General features: G+C 59.6%; 13 protein-coding genes. 12 read left to right on the plus strand and 1 reads right to left on the minus strand.

All coding sequences use genetic code 11. The annotated features are described in order from the left end of the window. Positions 1-385 precede the first annotated feature (385 nt). Entirely contained in the window at positions 386-721 is a 336-nt protein-coding gene (locus LAP85_00940; GenBank protein MBZ5494941.1) for an STAS domain-containing protein, read from the minus strand. Positions 722-901: 180 nt separating this feature from the next. On the opposite strand from LAP85_00940, the gene LAP85_00945 reads away from it, so the two are divergent. From LAP85_00945 to LAP85_01000, 12 genes are all read left to right on the plus strand, one after another. Then, positions 902-2,608, plus strand: coding sequence for a hypothetical protein (locus LAP85_00945; protein MBZ5494942.1), 1,707 nt, complete (start codon positions 902-904; stop codon positions 2,606-2,608). A gap of 108 nt (positions 2,609-2,716) precedes the next feature. Further along, entirely contained in the window at positions 2,717-3,790 is a 1,074-nt protein-coding gene (locus LAP85_00950) for a M55 family metallopeptidase (protein ID MBZ5494943.1), read from the plus strand. Positions 3,791-3,926: 136 nt separating this feature from the next. Next, positions 3,927-4,088: a hypothetical protein gene (locus tag LAP85_00955; protein MBZ5494944.1), complete on the plus strand. Its 162-nt coding sequence runs from the start codon at positions 3,927-3,929 to the stop codon at positions 4,086-4,088. Positions 4,089-4,581: 493 nt separating this feature from the next. Continuing rightward, positions 4,582-5,724 (plus strand): FAD binding domain-containing protein, encoded by a 1,143-nt coding sequence (locus LAP85_00960; GenBank protein ID MBZ5494945.1) that lies wholly within the window; start codon positions 4,582-4,584, stop codon positions 5,722-5,724. Next, complete coding sequence (locus LAP85_00965; protein ID MBZ5494946.1) at positions 5,721-6,191, plus strand: (2Fe-2S)-binding protein; 471 nt, start codon at positions 5,721-5,723, stop codon at positions 6,189-6,191. Before LAP85_00960 ends, LAP85_00965 begins: the two co-directional genes overlap by 4 nt. Beyond that, positions 6,184-8,562, plus strand: coding sequence for a molybdopterin-dependent oxidoreductase (locus LAP85_00970; GenBank protein ID MBZ5494947.1), 2,379 nt, complete (start codon positions 6,184-6,186; stop codon positions 8,560-8,562). The genes LAP85_00965 and LAP85_00970 overlap by 8 nt, the downstream gene beginning before the upstream one ends. 7 nt (positions 8,563-8,569) lie before the next feature. After that, on the plus strand, positions 8,570-9,739 hold the full coding sequence (locus LAP85_00975) for a 2-hydroxyacyl-CoA dehydratase (protein MBZ5494948.1): 1,170 nt from the start codon (positions 8,570-8,572) through the stop codon (positions 9,737-9,739). 2 nt (positions 9,740-9,741) lie between these two features. Further along, positions 9,742-11,046 carry a benzoyl-CoA reductase subunit B gene (bcrB, locus tag LAP85_00980; GenBank protein MBZ5494949.1) on the plus strand — a complete coding sequence of 435 codons (1,305 nt, stop codon included), beginning with the start codon at positions 9,742-9,744 and terminating at the stop codon, positions 11,044-11,046. 17 nt (positions 11,047-11,063) lie between these two features. Further along, positions 11,064-12,356 carry an acyl-CoA dehydratase activase gene (locus LAP85_00985; GenBank protein MBZ5494950.1) on the plus strand — a complete coding sequence of 431 codons (1,293 nt, stop codon included), beginning with the start codon at positions 11,064-11,066 and terminating at the stop codon, positions 12,354-12,356. Beyond that, positions 12,353-13,183 (plus strand): acyl-CoA dehydratase activase, encoded by an 831-nt coding sequence (locus tag LAP85_00990; GenBank protein MBZ5494951.1) that lies wholly within the window; start codon positions 12,353-12,355, stop codon positions 13,181-13,183. The genes LAP85_00985 and LAP85_00990 overlap by 4 nt, the downstream gene beginning before the upstream one ends. Beyond that, the gene (locus LAP85_00995; protein ID MBZ5494952.1) at positions 13,180-14,913 is read left to right on the plus strand and encodes an AMP-binding protein; all 1,734 of its coding nucleotides are present in this window, start codon (positions 13,180-13,182) and stop codon (positions 14,911-14,913) included. Before LAP85_00990 ends, LAP85_00995 begins: the two co-directional genes overlap by 4 nt. Continuing rightward, positions 14,910-16,124 carry a 2-hydroxyacyl-CoA dehydratase family protein gene (locus LAP85_01000; GenBank protein MBZ5494953.1) on the plus strand — a complete coding sequence of 405 codons (1,215 nt, stop codon included), beginning with the start codon at positions 14,910-14,912 and terminating at the stop codon, positions 16,122-16,124. Before LAP85_00995 ends, LAP85_01000 begins: the two co-directional genes overlap by 4 nt. Positions 16,125-16,134: the final 10 nt, after the last annotated feature.

The raw sequence follows: 16,134 nt of genomic DNA on the forward strand, positions 1-16,134 counted from the left end.
GTGATGCCCTCCAGGTTCCGGATCCCCGCGGGAGCCGAGCTGTGGATTCCGATTGATATGACGCCGAAGCGGCTGGGCGCGCGAGGCACTCACCATCTTCGCGCCCTCGGGCGAATCAAGGACGGAGTGACCCTATGAGCATTACCATCGGGATTCTCTTCGGGCTGGCGCCGGCGATTCAGGTTTCCCGGATCAGCCTGATGGACGAACTGAAATCGGGCCGCAAGTCAGCGCACGTGATGTCCTATCTGGTGACCCAGCGGACCGGTGATCGCCCTGCGCCACGAATAGCTCGGGGCGGGGCTACAAGCCCTCCTTCCGGAAACGATTGCGCAAATTCATTGATCTTGCTTGCAGGTTTGCCTCTGACTTGGTGCGGGAATCATCAGCAGCCCGCGAGAGCCGTCTTCTCCTCGCTGAACACCTCAAACACCGGCATGAGCTTCGTTATGATCAACAGATCCCGAATCCTCTTGGGCAGGTTCAGCAGAACCAGCTTGCCTCCCTGGCTTTGGACATGCGTAAAGCTGCTGACCAGCTCGCCGATCCCGGAGCTGTCTGCGTACTCCACGTTTTCCAGGTTCAGCACGATTTTCTTGGAACCGCCCCTGATCGCATCGCGAACCGCATTGCGAACAGTCGTGGTACCGGCACCGACGGTGATCCTGCCGCTGCAATCCAGAATGACACCTTTGCCGACAGTGCGCATGGTGATGTTCATCTATTATGCCTCCCTCATCAGCTTGCGCTAGTATGACACTGCTTTCGGGCAGCTGGTAAGAAAATACTTGCTGATCCCCGCCAGCGTCGAAAATTGCTGCTGTTTTCGGTGCCGGCACCGGGATTGAGAGTATAGAATTGCCGTGCAATCACAAGCAGAATCCATTGGACGCTGTAGACCATGATTTTCAATACGCTGGACCGGCGGCGCGAAATATCGTTGATTCTGATCATCTGGGGATGCTTCCTCGCACGCGGAATTTTCTATGCCGGCATTATTCCGATATGGGAGGGATGTGATGAATGGGTGCACTTCGCCTACGCGCAGCATCTGCTGGCTCACGGAACGCTGCCGATCGGGGATACCACGCGCGTATCCCGTGAAATCGAGGCCTCATTTCAGCTCCTGCCGCTGCCATGGGAAATGAGGGATCTTGCTGCACCCCACGTCACCCATGACGGCTACTGGCAACTGCCGGCGGCAGAACAAGCCGATCGCAGCCGCAAGCTGAAGTCCATCCCCCAAGCCTGGACGCTTGAGCCCGCCCAAGCCAAAATTCTTCTTTACGAGGCCCAACAACCGCCGCTTTACTACTGGATGCTGCAAGGGCCGCTCTACCTTTTGCAGGGCTCTCCACTGCCGGAACGCGTCTGCCTCTTACGCTTTCTCAGTCTGTTGATGGCCTCCATTGTCATTCCAATCGGATATATCGTGGCGCGCCGCGCCTTTCGCGATCGAGGAATTGCATTCGGAGTCATAGCCGTGATCACCGCAATGCCGGAATGCGTCATGGAACTCAGCCGCGTAGCCAATGACAGCATGGCCACTGCTCTATATTCCATGCTGTTGTTGCTGGCGATCAGAATCTATGATGAACCCGATCGAAAAAAATGGAGCATAGCCTACGGCCTTACCCTCGGTCTCGGTCTCCTGACAAAAGCATATTTCCTTACCGCCATCCCGGCAACGGCGCTCACATTTTTATGGCTTTACCGGTCCAGGCCGCCGCAGCGTCGCCGCGTTCTCCTGCACGGGTGTCTGATTGCCGGTACCGCGTTTGTGATGGCAGGGTGGTGGTACATCCGCAGTCGCTTGCTGACCGGATCCTGGTCGGGTCTGCAGGAGGATGTCCATCTCAAAGGCATGTCATTGCCAGCCCTCCTGTACCTGATTCCGCATGTCAAGTGGCGTGTTGCGTTCGATGCGTTCTTTGTTTCGCATATATATTTCGGCAACTGGAGTTTCCTCCAACTGCGAGCCTGGATTTATCATTTCTTCCGCTACCTGGCTCTGATCGGCGTGGCCGGATTCCTGATTTTTTTATGGCGATGTTTGCGGAAACATCGGGCGCAGAAGTCAATCGCAATCGATGAAAAGCCGGTCCTGATCGCCGTCTGTTTCTATCTTATCTTCGCTCTCGGCCTGGCGTACCACGTCATGATCACCTTTGCCAGCAGCGGCGGCTCGAGCACGAACGGGTGGTATATCTATTGCCTGGTGATTGCAGAGATCCTGTTGGTGACTGCCGGAACCATGGCTGTTCTGCCCGTCCGCTTGCACTCCTGGATCCTTCCGTTCCTGACCGTGTGCTTTGCGATGCTCGATTTATACGCCACACATCTTGTGTTGATCCCGTATTACACCGGGTTGATTGCTCACAAGCCAAACGGCGCTCTCGCCACCTTTCACATCGAGCAATACTCGAGAGAGGGAATCGGCCTTGCTGTGAGTCGGCTGTTGTATAATAAACCCGCCTTTTGGAACGAATACACCCTACTTGTGGCCTGGTTGTTCTTTCTTGGTGCAACCATCGGCACGGTCACACTCAGCATGCGCCTCAGATCAAGATCACAAGAACCTGTGCGCCGGAAAAACGGATTGGCCTGAGGGGCAGGCCGCTGCAGTGAATAAGAACGCGATAGATCGCAGCAAAGATCAAAGTGTGGAAGCACATTCGATATCGGCGGGATTTTGTTCGGCAAAGGGGGGGCAAACATGAAGCTTCGATATTGGGTACCCACAATCCTGACTCTGACGTTGCTGAGCGTCTCGGGATTTCCTCAACAGCGTGCTCTGAAGGTGCTCTTGCTTTATGACATGGAAGGGATCACGGGGGTTACGACTTACAAACACACCAGCTTTGCGCACAAGCCGGAATATGAGGAAGCGCGCATATCACTGACCGCCGACGTCAACGCGGCCATCGCCGGTTTGAAGGCAGGGGGAGCAACCGAAATCGTTGTCGTGGACGGCCACGGATCCGGAAACACCACCTCTCCGGACGTTCTCGAGGATCAACTGCTCGCGCCGGCAAAAATGATTTCCCGCGACCGGTCCTTCGACATCTATATGGATAGCTACGATCATTCCATCGATGCCATCGTCGCCGTAGGGATGCATGCCGGCGCCGGAGTTGGCTCAGGCTTTCTCTCCCACACCTATACATTCGAAGATACCCAGTACAAAGTAAACGGCGTCCCTTTCAACGAAACCATGATCCTGGCCATGGGTGCGGCGCGAGTCAGGATTCCCCTCATTACGGTGTGCGGGGATGACCAGCTTGAAAAAGAGATCCGCCGCAATCTCCCCTGGGTCAAATACGCGGCGGTCAAGCACGCCGTGAGCCGGACCAAAGCGGAGCCCTTTGCCCGGGACGAGGTATCTCGGAGGATTGAGAATGCGGCAAAGGATGGTCTCTTGGCGCTGGAATCTGCGCGTCTTCCCGAGATTCCTGGCCCCTACCGCTTTGCCTTGAGCTTTCAGGATGAAGCCCAGGCGCGCAATGCTGCGCTTTTACCCGGCGCCGAACCGTTGGCTGATGCGACCGTAGTGCAGATCCGGGCTCACGATTTCGAGGAAGGATATCGACAGAGCTTGCGCCTGATATCGCTTGCGGGCATCGTCGCGCGGGGCACCGCTGCCCAAGCAGTAGTCAATGCCCAGCCGAACGCCGCTTCCTTGCGGCTCGGCGTCACGGATTGGCAATTCGAGCGCTGGCTCAATCTGCTGCCGCCTGCATCGCCCTCTTCCGGCGGAGCCGGCGCACAACGATTCTGGGGCGCGCGCTAAAAGGTCAGCGAGGTCCCGGTCCCGTCCGGCGGACGGGACCTAGTTCTGATTGCGGCATGTTGGATAGCTTGGTAAAGAGACATCAAGGGCGTGTATTTCGACTCCCGGCAATCTGGCTGCGAAGATTGAAGCCTATTTGCAGCCCTTCATCGAAACCAACAATTTCACTGGTTGTGACAACTTCGTGGATCGCACGTTCTGGGCACAGGTTTGCTTCACGCGTGACACCCGCGGCCAGGTGACAGGCTTCATTTACAAGTTGCTGCAGGAGTTCGCGGCTGAGAAACTCACCCGTTAATCCGAATCTCACTGCCTCCGGTCGCGGAGCGGCGACGAAATTATGGACTGACGTTACGACTTGCGGCTCCCCTCCCGGTCCTCGAATCCGCCACGATAATGAGAACGTGGCCGTCCGTCGGCGTTAATCCGCGCCCAGCATCTGCTTTTCGCACTCGGAGTCGAGCTTGCAGAGGCGGGGCAGCGTGCACGGCGTCAGCTGCGTGTTGCAGAACTGGAGGAACGGCTCCAGGCGCCGGACCTGCCGCCTTCCGACTTCTACCGCGACAAGGACGCAAGGCACGCACGCAGCCCCTGCGACATTTTGGGATGACTTCCGTCGCAAGGGATGGTATTTTTACCTGCATCGGGTGGAAGAGCAAAACCAACGATCATTTGCTGATGCGTACAAAGCGATGGGGCTTGCAGCCTTCGGCAACCGCATAGGATCGATTCTCTGTCAGCAAGCGGGAAAACCGACATCTTCCGGATGAAGGGACTTTCGGCTGCGCCAGATGCCTATCGGGGACATGGACCCGCGTAGTTTGGAGCGCCTGCTCTTCGCAGGCTGCCGCAACTGCCGGTTCTGCATGGTCGTGATTACCCGGTGGGAAAGAACGATGATTCTGCCCCGCTTCGACGTGTTGGTCCCGGGTACGCCGGCAGAAGCCTGCAGGATGCTGGAGCAATACGCCGCAAAGGGAGTGCGTATTCTTGCCGGCGGCACCGACCTCCTGGTTGATCTGAGAAAGCCGATCATCCCTCCGCATGTGCCTTGTTGCGACGGCTGTGCCGTGCATCCCGGCGGCCGGATCCGCACCACGATCGACTGCTCGTCGTGGTCAGCGGTGGCCTCCCCGGCAAATGCCGGAGGATCGCTGCGCGCCTGGCCGCAGGATGAAGGACAGGCGCCACCAAAGTACCTGGTCTCACTGCACCGGCTGCATGACTTGCACGGCATTCGCCTGCTTGCGGACGGCAGCCTGCGCATCGGAGCGTTGACTACGATCAGCGAGATCGCCCGTTCCGCCGAAGTGCGCCGCTACTGGACTGCGTTGGCCGACGGCGCCGACAGCCTGGGCAGCCCTCTGGTGCGCAATCGCGGCACCCTGGGAGGCAACATCGCCAACGCCCGGCCGGCCGCCGACATGGCAGCGGCGACGATCGCACTGGGCGGAACCCTCACTTTGCAGGGAACGGAGGGCGAACGATTTCTTCCGGCACAAACCTTCCCGACCGGCCCCGGTCTCACTGTCATTCAGCCGGATGAAATACTGACTTTCATCACTTATCCGCCGCCGCGCGCTTGCTCGGGCAGTGTCTACTACAAGCTGGCAAACCGTAAAGCGCTCGAGATTGCCACGGTCGGGGTATCCGTCTGGATGTCTTTGGAAGCTCCCGCCGGCCCGATTGTGGACGCGCGCGTTGCCCTGGGGGCGGTGGCACCGACGCCCATTCTTTCAGAATCGGCAAGACAAATTCTGCTCGGGAAGGTTCCCTCCGAACCTGACTTCCGGGCGGCAGCGCGCGCGGCCCGCGAACAGGCGCGCCCGATCGACAACCATCGCGGCTCCGCCCGGTATCGCCTGCAAATGGTTGAATTGCTGACCATGCGCCTTCTCAAGAGCGCCTTCCGGCGAGCGGGGGGCCCCGAATGAAAACCATCATCCAGGTGACGGTGAACGGTGTCGCCCACGAACTGGCCGTCGAACCGCGCCGCACGCTGCTCGAACTTCTGCGCGAGGACCTGGGCTTGACGGGAACAAAAAAAGGCTGCGGCATCGGCGATTGTGGCGCCTGCGCCGTCCTCGTCGACGGAGTGGCCACTTTCAGTTGCCTCACACTGGCAATCCAGGTGGAAGGCTGCTCGGTGGAGACCGTCGAGGGGTTGGCCAAGGACGGCCGGCTCACGCGCCTGCAACAGGCATTCGTCGATCACGGAGCGATTCAATGCGGGTACTGCACGCCGGGAATGCTGATGACAGCTACGGAACTGCTGCGGCGCCAGGAGCATCCCAGTGAGACGGAAATTCGCCGGGCAATCTCAGGCAACCTGTGCCGGTGCACGGGTTATCAGAAGATCGTGGAGGCGATTCAGTCAGCCGGCCGGAGCAATGATGAGTGATTACAGCCTGCTTAACTCGCGCGTGCCGCGTGTAGACGCCGCGGACAAAGTCACCGGCAGAGCTTTGTACACCGATGACCTCAGGCGGTCGGGTATGCTCACCGGAGCCTTGCTGCACAGCCCTCTGGCCCATGCCAGAATCTTGAACATCGACACATCCCGCGCAGAGCGCCTGCCCGGCGTGCGATCCGTGATCACCTACCGCGAGGGAGGAACCACTCCCTACGGGGTGAGCCCCGCCCGCTATGACGAGACCATTTTCTGCCACGACAAGGTGCGCTACGTCGGCGACGAGATCGCCGCGGTTGCCGCTGTGGACCTGGACACGGCGCTCGAGGCCGTGGACCTGATTAGAGTCGACTTTGAGGAATTGCCGCCGGTGCTTGACGGCCGCGCGGCCATGGAAGAGGGACAGCCGCAGTTGCACGAGATGTACAAGAACAACATCTGTGCTCGGGTCCATTGGCAGTTTGGGGACATCGAACAGGGAAGACGGGAATCCCATCTCGTGCGCACGGACCGGCTGACCAGCAAGATGCAGGACGCAGCCTTCCTGGAACCCCAGAGCGTGCTGGCCGAGTACGACACCCACGGCAACCTGACGATGTGGAGTTCCACCCAGGCACCGCACTACGTGCAACGGACGCTGGCTATGGCCCTTCATGTCCCGCTCCACAAAGTGCGGGTAATCAAGCCCGCAGTGGGCGGCGGATTCGGGCCCAAGGCTTCCTGCTCCACCGCCGAGTTGGCTGCCTGCCTGCTGGCCATGAAGACCGGCCAGCCTGTCAAGATCACCCTGGATCGGGAGGAAGTCTTTCTTCATTCGCGCGCCCGCCATCAGTTTTTTCACAAAATGACTGCCGGTGTGAAGAAGGACGGGACGCTGACCTTCCTCGAGCATCACTGCATCATCGACGGTGGCGCCTACGCCAGCTTTGGAATCGCCACGATTTACTACGCCGGCTCCCTGCTCGGCGGCCCCTACCGGCTGAAGAACATGAAATATGACGGCTACCGGGTGGTCACGAACAAGCCGGCTTGCGGCGCGCAGCGCGGTCATGGCGCCGTCATTGCCCGCGCTCTTTTTGAGGTGCAACTGGACCGTCTGGCAGAAGAACTGAAGATGGATCCGATCGAACTGCGGCTGAAGAATGTGATGGAGGCCGGCGAGACCACCTGCAACGAACTCTTCCTTTCGAGCTTCGGCATGAAAGAGGCCCTGGAAGCCGTGCGGGCCTCGGCTGCCTGGAAAAAGAAGCGCTCGCTCGACGGTCAAACCAGCGGCAAAGGCAAGGGAATCGGTGCCGCCTGCGGCTTCTTTGTTTCCGGAGCCGGCTATCCGATCTACCGCTCGCGGACATACCACTGCACGGTGATTGTGAAAGTCGATGACGTCGGCGGCGGAGTCACCGTTCTGTCCGGATCAGCGGACATCGGGCAGGGTTCCGATACGGTGCTCGCCATGATTGCCGCCGAAGAGCTTGGATTGCCGATCGACGACGTAAAGGTCATTTCCGGAGATTCCAGCCTCACTGTCGATCTGGGCGCCTATTCGAGCCGCACAACGCTGATGACCGGCGCGGCCTGTCGCGATGCGGCGCGCGACGTGAAGCGGCAGATCCTCGATGCCATCGCCGCCTGCCTCCATGTGCCCCCGGAAACATTGGATCTGAAGGACGGCAAGGTGGCCAGTCTGCAGGGCGAGCCGGATTTTTCCAGGCTGCGAGAAGAATACCTTCAGGAGCATAAAGGCTTCACAGATCCTCCGGCAGGGCCCTGGCTCACGTTTCGCGAAGCCAGCCGGATCGCATTCCTCGAACGGGGGAGCATCGTGGGCTTGGGTAAATATCGCCCGCCTCCGCTGGGCGGATCCTTTAAAGGAGCCGCCGTCGGCACCTCGCCCGCATTTGGATGCTCGGCCCAGGTGGCTGAAGTTTCCGTGGACCTCGAGACCGGTGAAGTCACCGTGGAGAACATAACGGGTGCCCACGATTGCGGCTTTGCCATCAACCGGACTCAGGTCGAAGGGCAGATGCACGGTTCCATGATGATGGGTATGGGCGAGGCGCTCATGGAGCAGATTCAGTACGACACGCAAGGCCGGATCGTGAACGCCAACCTGGCGGAATACAAGATCCCGACCGCGCTCGACATGCCGCATCTCGACGCGATTATCGTGGAATCGAATGAACCGAATGGCCCCTATGGAGCCAAGGAAGTCGGCGAGGGAGCAATCATGCCGGTTATTCCCTCGGTTCTCAACGCCATCTATGACGCGACCGGCGTGCGTATCGAAGAGCTGCCGGTCACTCCGGAACGTCTGGTGGCGGCGATGCAGGCGGCGAAAAAACAAGCCGGATCCGGAGATTGATTCAGACATGGAAGACCGCACCTATGCTCAAACAACGGCCTGGCTCAGGGAGCTGTTTGAGGATTTAAAATTCGGGTATGTGAGGGATTGGAAATCACAGGGGGCGTCACGGCGCGCGATCGGCTTCCTGCCCATCTACATTCCCCGGGAAATCATCCATGCCTGCGGGATGCTGCCGGTCGGCATTTTCGGGGCCGGGGATCGCATTCCGGTCGTGCGCGGCGACGCCTTCTTCCAGTCATATATCTGCCATTTGCCGCGGACCGTCGTGGAATTGGCGCTCGGCGGCGGTTTCGACAATTTCGACGGCTTCCTTTTCCCTTCCATCTGCGACGTCATTCGCAACCTGTCGGGCATCTTCCGGCTGAGATTCAGCGACAAGTTCGTTCGCTATCTCGATTTTCCACAGGATTTCGATCCGGAGGCGGGAGGCGTCTTCTACCGGCGCGTGCTGGAGCGCCTGGTCCGGGACCTTGCCGCCATGAACGGCGGCCAGCCGTCGACCGCCAGGCTGAACGAATCTATAACCTTGTACAACAAGAGCAGGCAGCTGCTGCTGGGACTCGATCGCCTGCGCGCGGCAAAGCCGCACATGATGAGCGCTGTCGATTTCTACCTGCTGCGGCGCGCGGGCAACCTGCTGTCGGTCGAAGACTACAACAAGCTGCTTGGAGACATGCCCGGCCTGCTCGAACAGTCCGCCCGTAAATCCGAGGATAAGATCCGGGTGGTCGTCACCGGAGCGTTTTGCGAGCAGCCCCCGTTGGGCCTGATCCAGACGATCGAGAACGCCGGCTGCTATATCGTCGACGACGATTTTCAGCTCGGATTGACTTGGTTTTCCAAGGACATTCCTGACAACACCGGGGATCCCATCGGCGCCCTTGTCGAAAGCTATCTGAACCTCGAGACCTGCTCGTCGGTGGTGTTCGAAACCGACAAAACCCGCGGCGAGATCCTTGTGGAACGAGTGAAGGAACGAGCGGCAGACGGGGTGATTTTCTGCGCTCCGAGTTTCTGCGACCCGGCCTTGCTCGACCGGCCGATCCTCGAACGCGCGATGAACAAGCACCACATCAAGCACATAAGTTTTCAGTACCACGAGAACCTCGGCCAGTTTCATGTCATCAAAGAGCAAGCTGGAACATTCGCCGACATGATCAAGCTCTGGGAGTAGGCATGGAAGTCCAAAAAGAAGACAGCATGATCAAGCAGAAGCAGATGCTTGCCGAGCACTTCATCGAATTGTCTCAAGTTCGTGAAACGGGGCGCAAGGTGGCCTATACCTTTGTTCCCGGCAATCTGGCGGAATTGGTCGGCACCTTCGACATGCTGTCGGTCTACCCGGAAATCAACGCCCTGCAATCGGGCATGCGCAAGAAATCGGGAGACTATATCCGGGAGGCGGAGGACGTCGGCTATTCCGAGGATGTCTGCTCCTATGTGAAGTGCGACATCGGCATGATGCTGCAAGGGAACATCGGCCCGACCGGTCAGCAACTCCCCCCGCCCGACATCCTGCTGCTGAGTTATACCGGCTGCTTCGTCTTCATGAAATGGTTCGAGAACCTGCGCCACTTCTATCCGAACGCAGAAGTCGCCATGCTCCACATCCCGTACCAGGAATCCGGACGCCTGGAGCCGGAAGCAGTCGAATACGTCAAAGACCAGCTCGTCAGGAGTGTGATCCCGAAATTCGAGAAGGTCAGCGGCCGGAAATTCGACCTGGAGAAGCTGGCAGCCAAGCTGAAGCTGGCTGCGCAGGCCGAGGATCTGCTCGTCGAGATTTTCGATTCCGCACGGCATAGGCCCTCGCCCATCGATGCATACTTTGGCGGCGTTTACTACATCGGCCCGATCTTCACCGCATTTCGCGGCAACGAGGACTGCGTCGAATACTACCGGGCATTGAAGCAGGAGGTCGATTATCGGGTGGCCCGAAAGCTCGGACCGATCACCCCGGAAGGGCATATGGCCCATGAGAGGTTCCGTCTGGTGGTGGAAGGCCCTCCCAACTGGACTCATTTTCGTGATTTCTGGAAGATGTTCTACGATCGCGGCGCCGTGTTTGTCGGCTCCAGCTACACCAGGGTCGGCGGCGTCTACGACGACGGATTCCGCCATTCCCCGAAGGATCCCCTGGCAAGCCTGGCGGAATATTGCATCGGGTGCTACACCAACCGCAATCTGATCCAGCGCATTCAACTCCTGGAGGATTTCATCAAAAAGTACGGAGCCGACGGCCTGCTGGTGAATTCCATCAAGAGCTGTAATTCGTTTTCGGCCGGACAGCTGGTGATGATGAGGGACCTGGAAGAACGGCTCGGCATCCCGGTCGGATTCATCGAGACCGACCTGGTCGACCCCCGATACTATTCGTTTTCCAACATCAAAAACCGGCTGGACTCGTTCTTCCAGATGCTCGAGCAGCGGCAAACCGTCCGTACGGGCAGCGATGCCCTGTCGGACGACGTTCTGGCCTGAGCGAACAGAGGAGCAGTATGAAGGTATTTCTTGGCATTGACCTGGGCTCCACGACCTCCAAGGCGGTGCTGGTGGACTCGACCGGCGCGATCATCGGCCGGGGCATAACCAACACCCGCTCCAATTACGAGGCAGCAGCCCGGATCGCCCAGGTCGAGGCCGACTTCAACTCGCGCTTCACCTTGCTGGGCCGCAGGCTCAAAAGAGACGGCGACGGCGGATGCGATTGGGACGCCTTGTTGTGCCACCTCGAAAACCGTTTCTATTACCTCCAGTTTCTGGCGCGCTTCGGCCAGCTCCTCGAGGCGATGTGCCGCGAGGGAGAACGCATCGAGGATCCGATCCTGCGAAACAGGATCGTCCAATACCTGCCGCGCGCCGCTCCGATGGTGGAGGATCGCGTCCGGCGTCTGTTCTACAACGGCGAGGTTTCGACCACTTCGCAGTTTTTCCGGGATCTGTTCAGTTCCGCCTACACGAAGGCCATTGAAAACGCCGAGGCCGGATTGTTCGACCGGCTCGTAGCCTTGTACGACCGGTGCATCACGCCGGTGGAGAATCATCAGGCCGACTGCGATTTCAGTGATCTTGTGCTGCGCGCGTTGCGTGACCTGCCGGGAGAGTATGCGGGCCATGCGGGGGCGGTGGAGCGTTTTCTCGATGAAACCTCATCCTTCGATCTCGATCCGGCCGACTATGTCGGCACCGGTTACGGGCGGCAATTGCTTCCTTTCGAAGAAAAGCACATCAAATCGGAAATTCTCTGCCACGCGCTGGGAGCTCATGCGATTTTCCCGGGAACACGCACGGTCCTCGATATCGGCGGGCAGGACACAAAAGCGATACAGGTCGACGCCAGCGGCCTGGTGACCAGCTTCCAGATGAACGACCGCTGTGCCGCAGGCTGCGGCCGTTATCTGGGGTACATCGCGGATGAGATGAGCCTGAGCGTCGGTGAATTGGGGTCGCTGGCGATCAAGGCGGATCACGAGGTGAACATCTGCAGCACGTGCACTGTCTTCGCCGGAGCGGAACTGCGCGAGTATCTGAATCTGGGTGAGCGCAAGGAGAACGTCCTGGCGGGACTGCATCGCGCGATCGTGCAACGGGCCTTTGCGCTGATCGCGCGCTCGGGTGGCGTCCGGAACGAGTTCACGTTCACCGGAGGCGTGGCGCGCAATCCCGCAATTATCAAATATGTCAGCCGCATGGTGTTTGAAAATTACGGCAGGATCACCATCAACTGCCACCCTGATTCGATCTTCATGGGCGCTCTCGGAGCCGCCCTGTTCGCGGCCAGGAGAATATGAAACCAGGTGATCTTACCATGGGAATCGATGTCGGCAGCAGTGCCGTCAAGATGGCGCTGGTGCGCTACGGCGGCCGTCCGGAAGTGTTGGATGTCGCCAACGAACGAATCCGCAGGCGCAATCCGGCCCACGTGATCGAGACCGCACTGCAGCGGATGCTGGAGCCCCACGGCCTTGCCTATGAAGACCTGCTCTACGTGGCGTCGACCGGAGAAGGCGAGCTTGTGCCCAGGAAACGCGGCCACTTCTACAGCATGACCACGCACGCCCGGGGCGCCTACCACTACCATCCCGAAGCGCGCACCGTAGTCGACCTGGGCGCGCTGTTCTGCCGCGTGATTTCATTGGACGGTTCGGCGCGCGTGCGCAATTACGCCATGACCGGCCAGTGCGCCTCGGGATCCGGCCAGTTTCTCGAGAACATCACCCGCTATCTGGGCGTGACCATGGATGAAGTCGGCCCGCTATCGCTGCGTTCCGAGCATCCGGCCAAAACCAGCGGCATCTGCGCGGTGCTGGCCGAGACCGATGTGATCAACATGGTCTCACAGGGGATCCCCACCGCCGACATCGTCAAGGGAATTCATCTGTCGATTGCAGGCAGGATCGTTCAACTCCTCGGCCGTTTCAAGGCTGAGTCCCCCGTCGTCCTGACCGGGGGTATGGCACAGGACAGCGGCCTGGTGGCTGCGCTCCGGGAACTGAGTGGTGAGCGCAACCTGGGGCTGGAAATATACCCGGCCCGGAACTGCGTGGCGGCAGGCGCCATCGGCGCCGCTCTCTGGGGAGGGTACCGCCACTTCAAGCTTCAGGAGTCGAAGCCATGAGCGAGCCAAGGGCCTGGCGCGCAGAGCTGTCTCTGCCGGACTTTCCGCGCAATCTCGCTGCCATGCTGAATCGCAACGCGGAACGCCTCGGCAACCGGCCGCTCTATCAGGAAGTCCGGAACGGTAAATACATGCCGCTGGGCTGGCGCGCCTTTCAGCAGGATGTCGCACGCCTCCAGAATTCGCTAAGCGAGCACGGATTACGAACGGGCGACCGTGTCGCGATCCTCTCCGCGAACCGGCAGGAAATGCTGGAGCTGGAACTCGCCGTAATGTCGATGGGCGCCGTGGCCGTCCCCATTTTTGCAGGCTATCCGGCGGCTCAGGCCCAGGTGCTGGTGGAGTTTTGCGAACCGAGGATGGTTGCCGTCGCAGACGCCGAGCAGCTCCGCAAGATCCACTCCCCGCAGCAGTACCGGCTGGTGGTGCACTTCAGCGACCTTGCCTGCGAGACCGGCGCGAGCGCCATGACGCTGGCGGAGCTGATCGGGGCTTCCGCCCCGGCTGGAGAAATCCGGGGCGAAGACGTCGATCCGGACTCCGTATGTCTCATGATGTACACCTCCGGCACGATGGGCAAGCCCAAGTGCGTTCAATTGACCCACGGCAATATTCTCTCTCAGCAGGCGGCGATGCGTGTTCTGTGGCAGCTGGGCCCGGAGGACCGATTTCTTTCCTACCTGCCCTGGCATCACAGTTTCGGTGGGATTTACGAGAAGTATGCCGCTTTGTACAATGGGGCGGTCCTGTCCCTCGAACACGGCTGCGGCAAGAACATCGACACGCTGCTGGATAACTGGAGACGTGTACAACCGACGGTCTTTTTCAGCGTGCCGCGCATCTATCATCAAATCGCTACCCAGGTACTCAAGGACCCTGCCCTGGAGCGCCTCATATTTCACGACGAGCTGCGATTCGTTTTCACCGCTGCGGCGCCATTGCCCAAGAGCATTTCGGATCTGTTCGAGGATCGAGCAATCCCCATCTATGAGGGGTGGGGCCTCACCGAAACCTCGCCTTGCTGCACGGTCACGGATCCCGCCGTTTCGCGAGAACCGGGCGTCGTCGGCAAACCGATCCCCGGCGTCACTCTCGGACTGGCCGAGGACGGCGAGATTCTGGTCCGCGGGCCCAATGTGATGAAGGGGTATTTTCACAATCCCGAAGCCACCGACGCGGTTTTCAGGGAGGACGGTTGGTTTGCGACCGGCGATGTGGGCGAGTTCACGACGGCCGGCTTGCGGTTGATCTCGCGCAAGGATCGCATTTTCAAGCTCAGTAACGCGGAAAAAGTCGTTCCCGCCGAAATCGAAAACCTGATCGTGCAGAACTGCTGCTTCCTGTCTCACGCTTACGTGACCGGCAGCGGCAGGGATTATCCCGTGGCCCTTCTGTTTCCCAATCACGCCATGCTTTCCGGGAATGTGGACGAATCGAGAATCACGACCGGCTGCAACTGTCCCAGGGACATGAAGGATCTGGCGCATTGCCTGGCGAATTGCCTGAGGAAGCTCAATGAACGGATCGATGCCCCATACCTGCGCCCGTCGGCGGCCATGCTGATCGATCACGAACTTTCCATAGAGGACGAGGAGTTGACGCCGTCGATGAAACTGGCCCCCAATGTCGTGGCCCGCATATTCAAAGCCCGCATCGAACAGTTGTATGGCAACGGGAACAAAGCTGCGGATCCCACGGAAGTGTATATCCTGAATCTGGAGCGGCCATGATTCGTTTGCGCGCGCAGTCCAAGCTCAAATCGGTCCTCAAGGATTATTATGCCGGCCTGTCGTCGCCCCTGGCCTGGTGTACGAGCGCCGGCCCCGCAGAAATCCTGCGGGCGTTGGGATTTCACGTCTATTTTCCGGAAAATCACGGCGCCCTGCTGGGCGCGAGCCGGGCCGCGGCCAGATTCATCCCGTGCGCCCATCAGGCAGGCTACGATGACGAGATCTGCTCCTACCTGACGGCCGACATCGGCGCCTGGCTCATGCACGAAACTCCACTTGCCGAGGCCTACGGACTGGCCTCGATTCCAAGGCCCGACCTGATCGCATTCAACACCAACCAGTGCCGCGAGGTGGCCGAATGGTTCGGCTTTTATGGACGGGAGTTCGGATGCCCCATCGTCGGCATTTTCCCGCCGCGTCACCTGGAGGATGTCACGGAAGCCGACATCGACAACGTCGCGCGGCAGTTCGAGAGGCTCATTCGCGTCGGTGAGCAGGTCGCGGGCGCACCCCTGGCTCCGGAACGCCTCGCCGAAACTGTCGAACTCAGCAGACTTGGATCGCATCTCTGGAAAAAAGTGCTGGAAACCGGCCGGATTGTGCCGTCCTTAACGACTTTCTGGGACGGCGCAATCCTCATGGCCCCCATTGTTCTGCTTCGCGGCACGCAGGTGTGCGTCGACTTCTATCAGGAAGCCCTCCTTGAATTGCAGTCGCTGGCGGATCGCGGCGCGGCCGCCGTGCCCGGCGAGCGCGTGAGGATCTATTGGGAGGGCATGCCCATCTGGGGGCGTCTGCGCGCTCTTTCGGAGTTGTTTGCGGAAAACCAGGCCGCCGTCGTCGCATCCACTTATTGCAACAGCTGGGTGTTTCCCACCTTCAACCCGGGCGACCCGCTGCGATCCATGGCGGACGCCTATACCCGCATTTTCATAAACCGCGGCGAGGAGGCCAAGCTGGCCATTCTGGCGCGCCTGCTCGAAGAGTATCGGATCGACGGCATCATTTTCCATGATTCGAAGACGTGTTTTAACAACACCAACAGCCGATTCGGTCTTCCCGGAAGGCTGACAGGATTCACCTCCGTGCCTTCCCTGATCATCGACGGGGACCTGAACGATCTCCGCTTTTATTCGGATGGGCAGGCTCGGACGAGGATTGAGACCTTCATCGAGCAGCTGAAAACTCGGCAGCAGTGCGTTCAACCTTGAAAGAGAGTCA

It is taken from the genome of Terriglobia bacterium (genome assembly GCA_020072565.1).
Classification (GTDB): domain Bacteria; phylum Acidobacteriota; class UBA6911; order UBA6911; family UBA6911; genus JAFNAG01.

Bases quoted from the DNA above. Each gene is read 5' to 3' on its own strand.
- LAP85_00940 (MBZ5494941.1), bottom strand. From the start codon at position 721: ATGAACATCACCATGCGCACTGTCGGCAAAGGTGTCATTCTGGATTGC.
- LAP85_00945 (MBZ5494942.1), top strand. From the start codon at position 902: ATGATTTTCAATACGCTGGACCGGCGGCGCGAAATATCGTTGATTCTG.
- LAP85_00950 (MBZ5494943.1), top strand. From the start codon at position 2,717: ATGAAGCTTCGATATTGGGTACCCACAATCCTGACTCTGACGTTGCTG.
- LAP85_00960 (MBZ5494945.1), top strand. From the start codon at position 4,582: ATGCCTATCGGGGACATGGACCCGCGTAGTTTGGAGCGCCTGCTCTTC.
- LAP85_00965 (MBZ5494946.1), top strand. From the start codon at position 5,721: ATGAAAACCATCATCCAGGTGACGGTGAACGGTGTCGCCCACGAACTG.
- LAP85_00970 (MBZ5494947.1), top strand. From the start codon at position 6,184: ATGAGTGATTACAGCCTGCTTAACTCGCGCGTGCCGCGTGTAGACGCC.
- LAP85_00975 (MBZ5494948.1), top strand. From the start codon at position 8,570: ATGGAAGACCGCACCTATGCTCAAACAACGGCCTGGCTCAGGGAGCTG.
- bcrB (MBZ5494949.1), top strand. From the start codon at position 9,742: ATGGAAGTCCAAAAAGAAGACAGCATGATCAAGCAGAAGCAGATGCTT.
- LAP85_00985 (MBZ5494950.1), top strand. From the start codon at position 11,064: ATGAAGGTATTTCTTGGCATTGACCTGGGCTCCACGACCTCCAAGGCG.
- LAP85_00990 (MBZ5494951.1), top strand. From the start codon at position 12,353: ATGAAACCAGGTGATCTTACCATGGGAATCGATGTCGGCAGCAGTGCC.
- LAP85_00995 (MBZ5494952.1), top strand. From the start codon at position 13,180: ATGAGCGAGCCAAGGGCCTGGCGCGCAGAGCTGTCTCTGCCGGACTTT.
- LAP85_01000 (MBZ5494953.1), top strand. From the start codon at position 14,910: ATGATTCGTTTGCGCGCGCAGTCCAAGCTCAAATCGGTCCTCAAGGAT.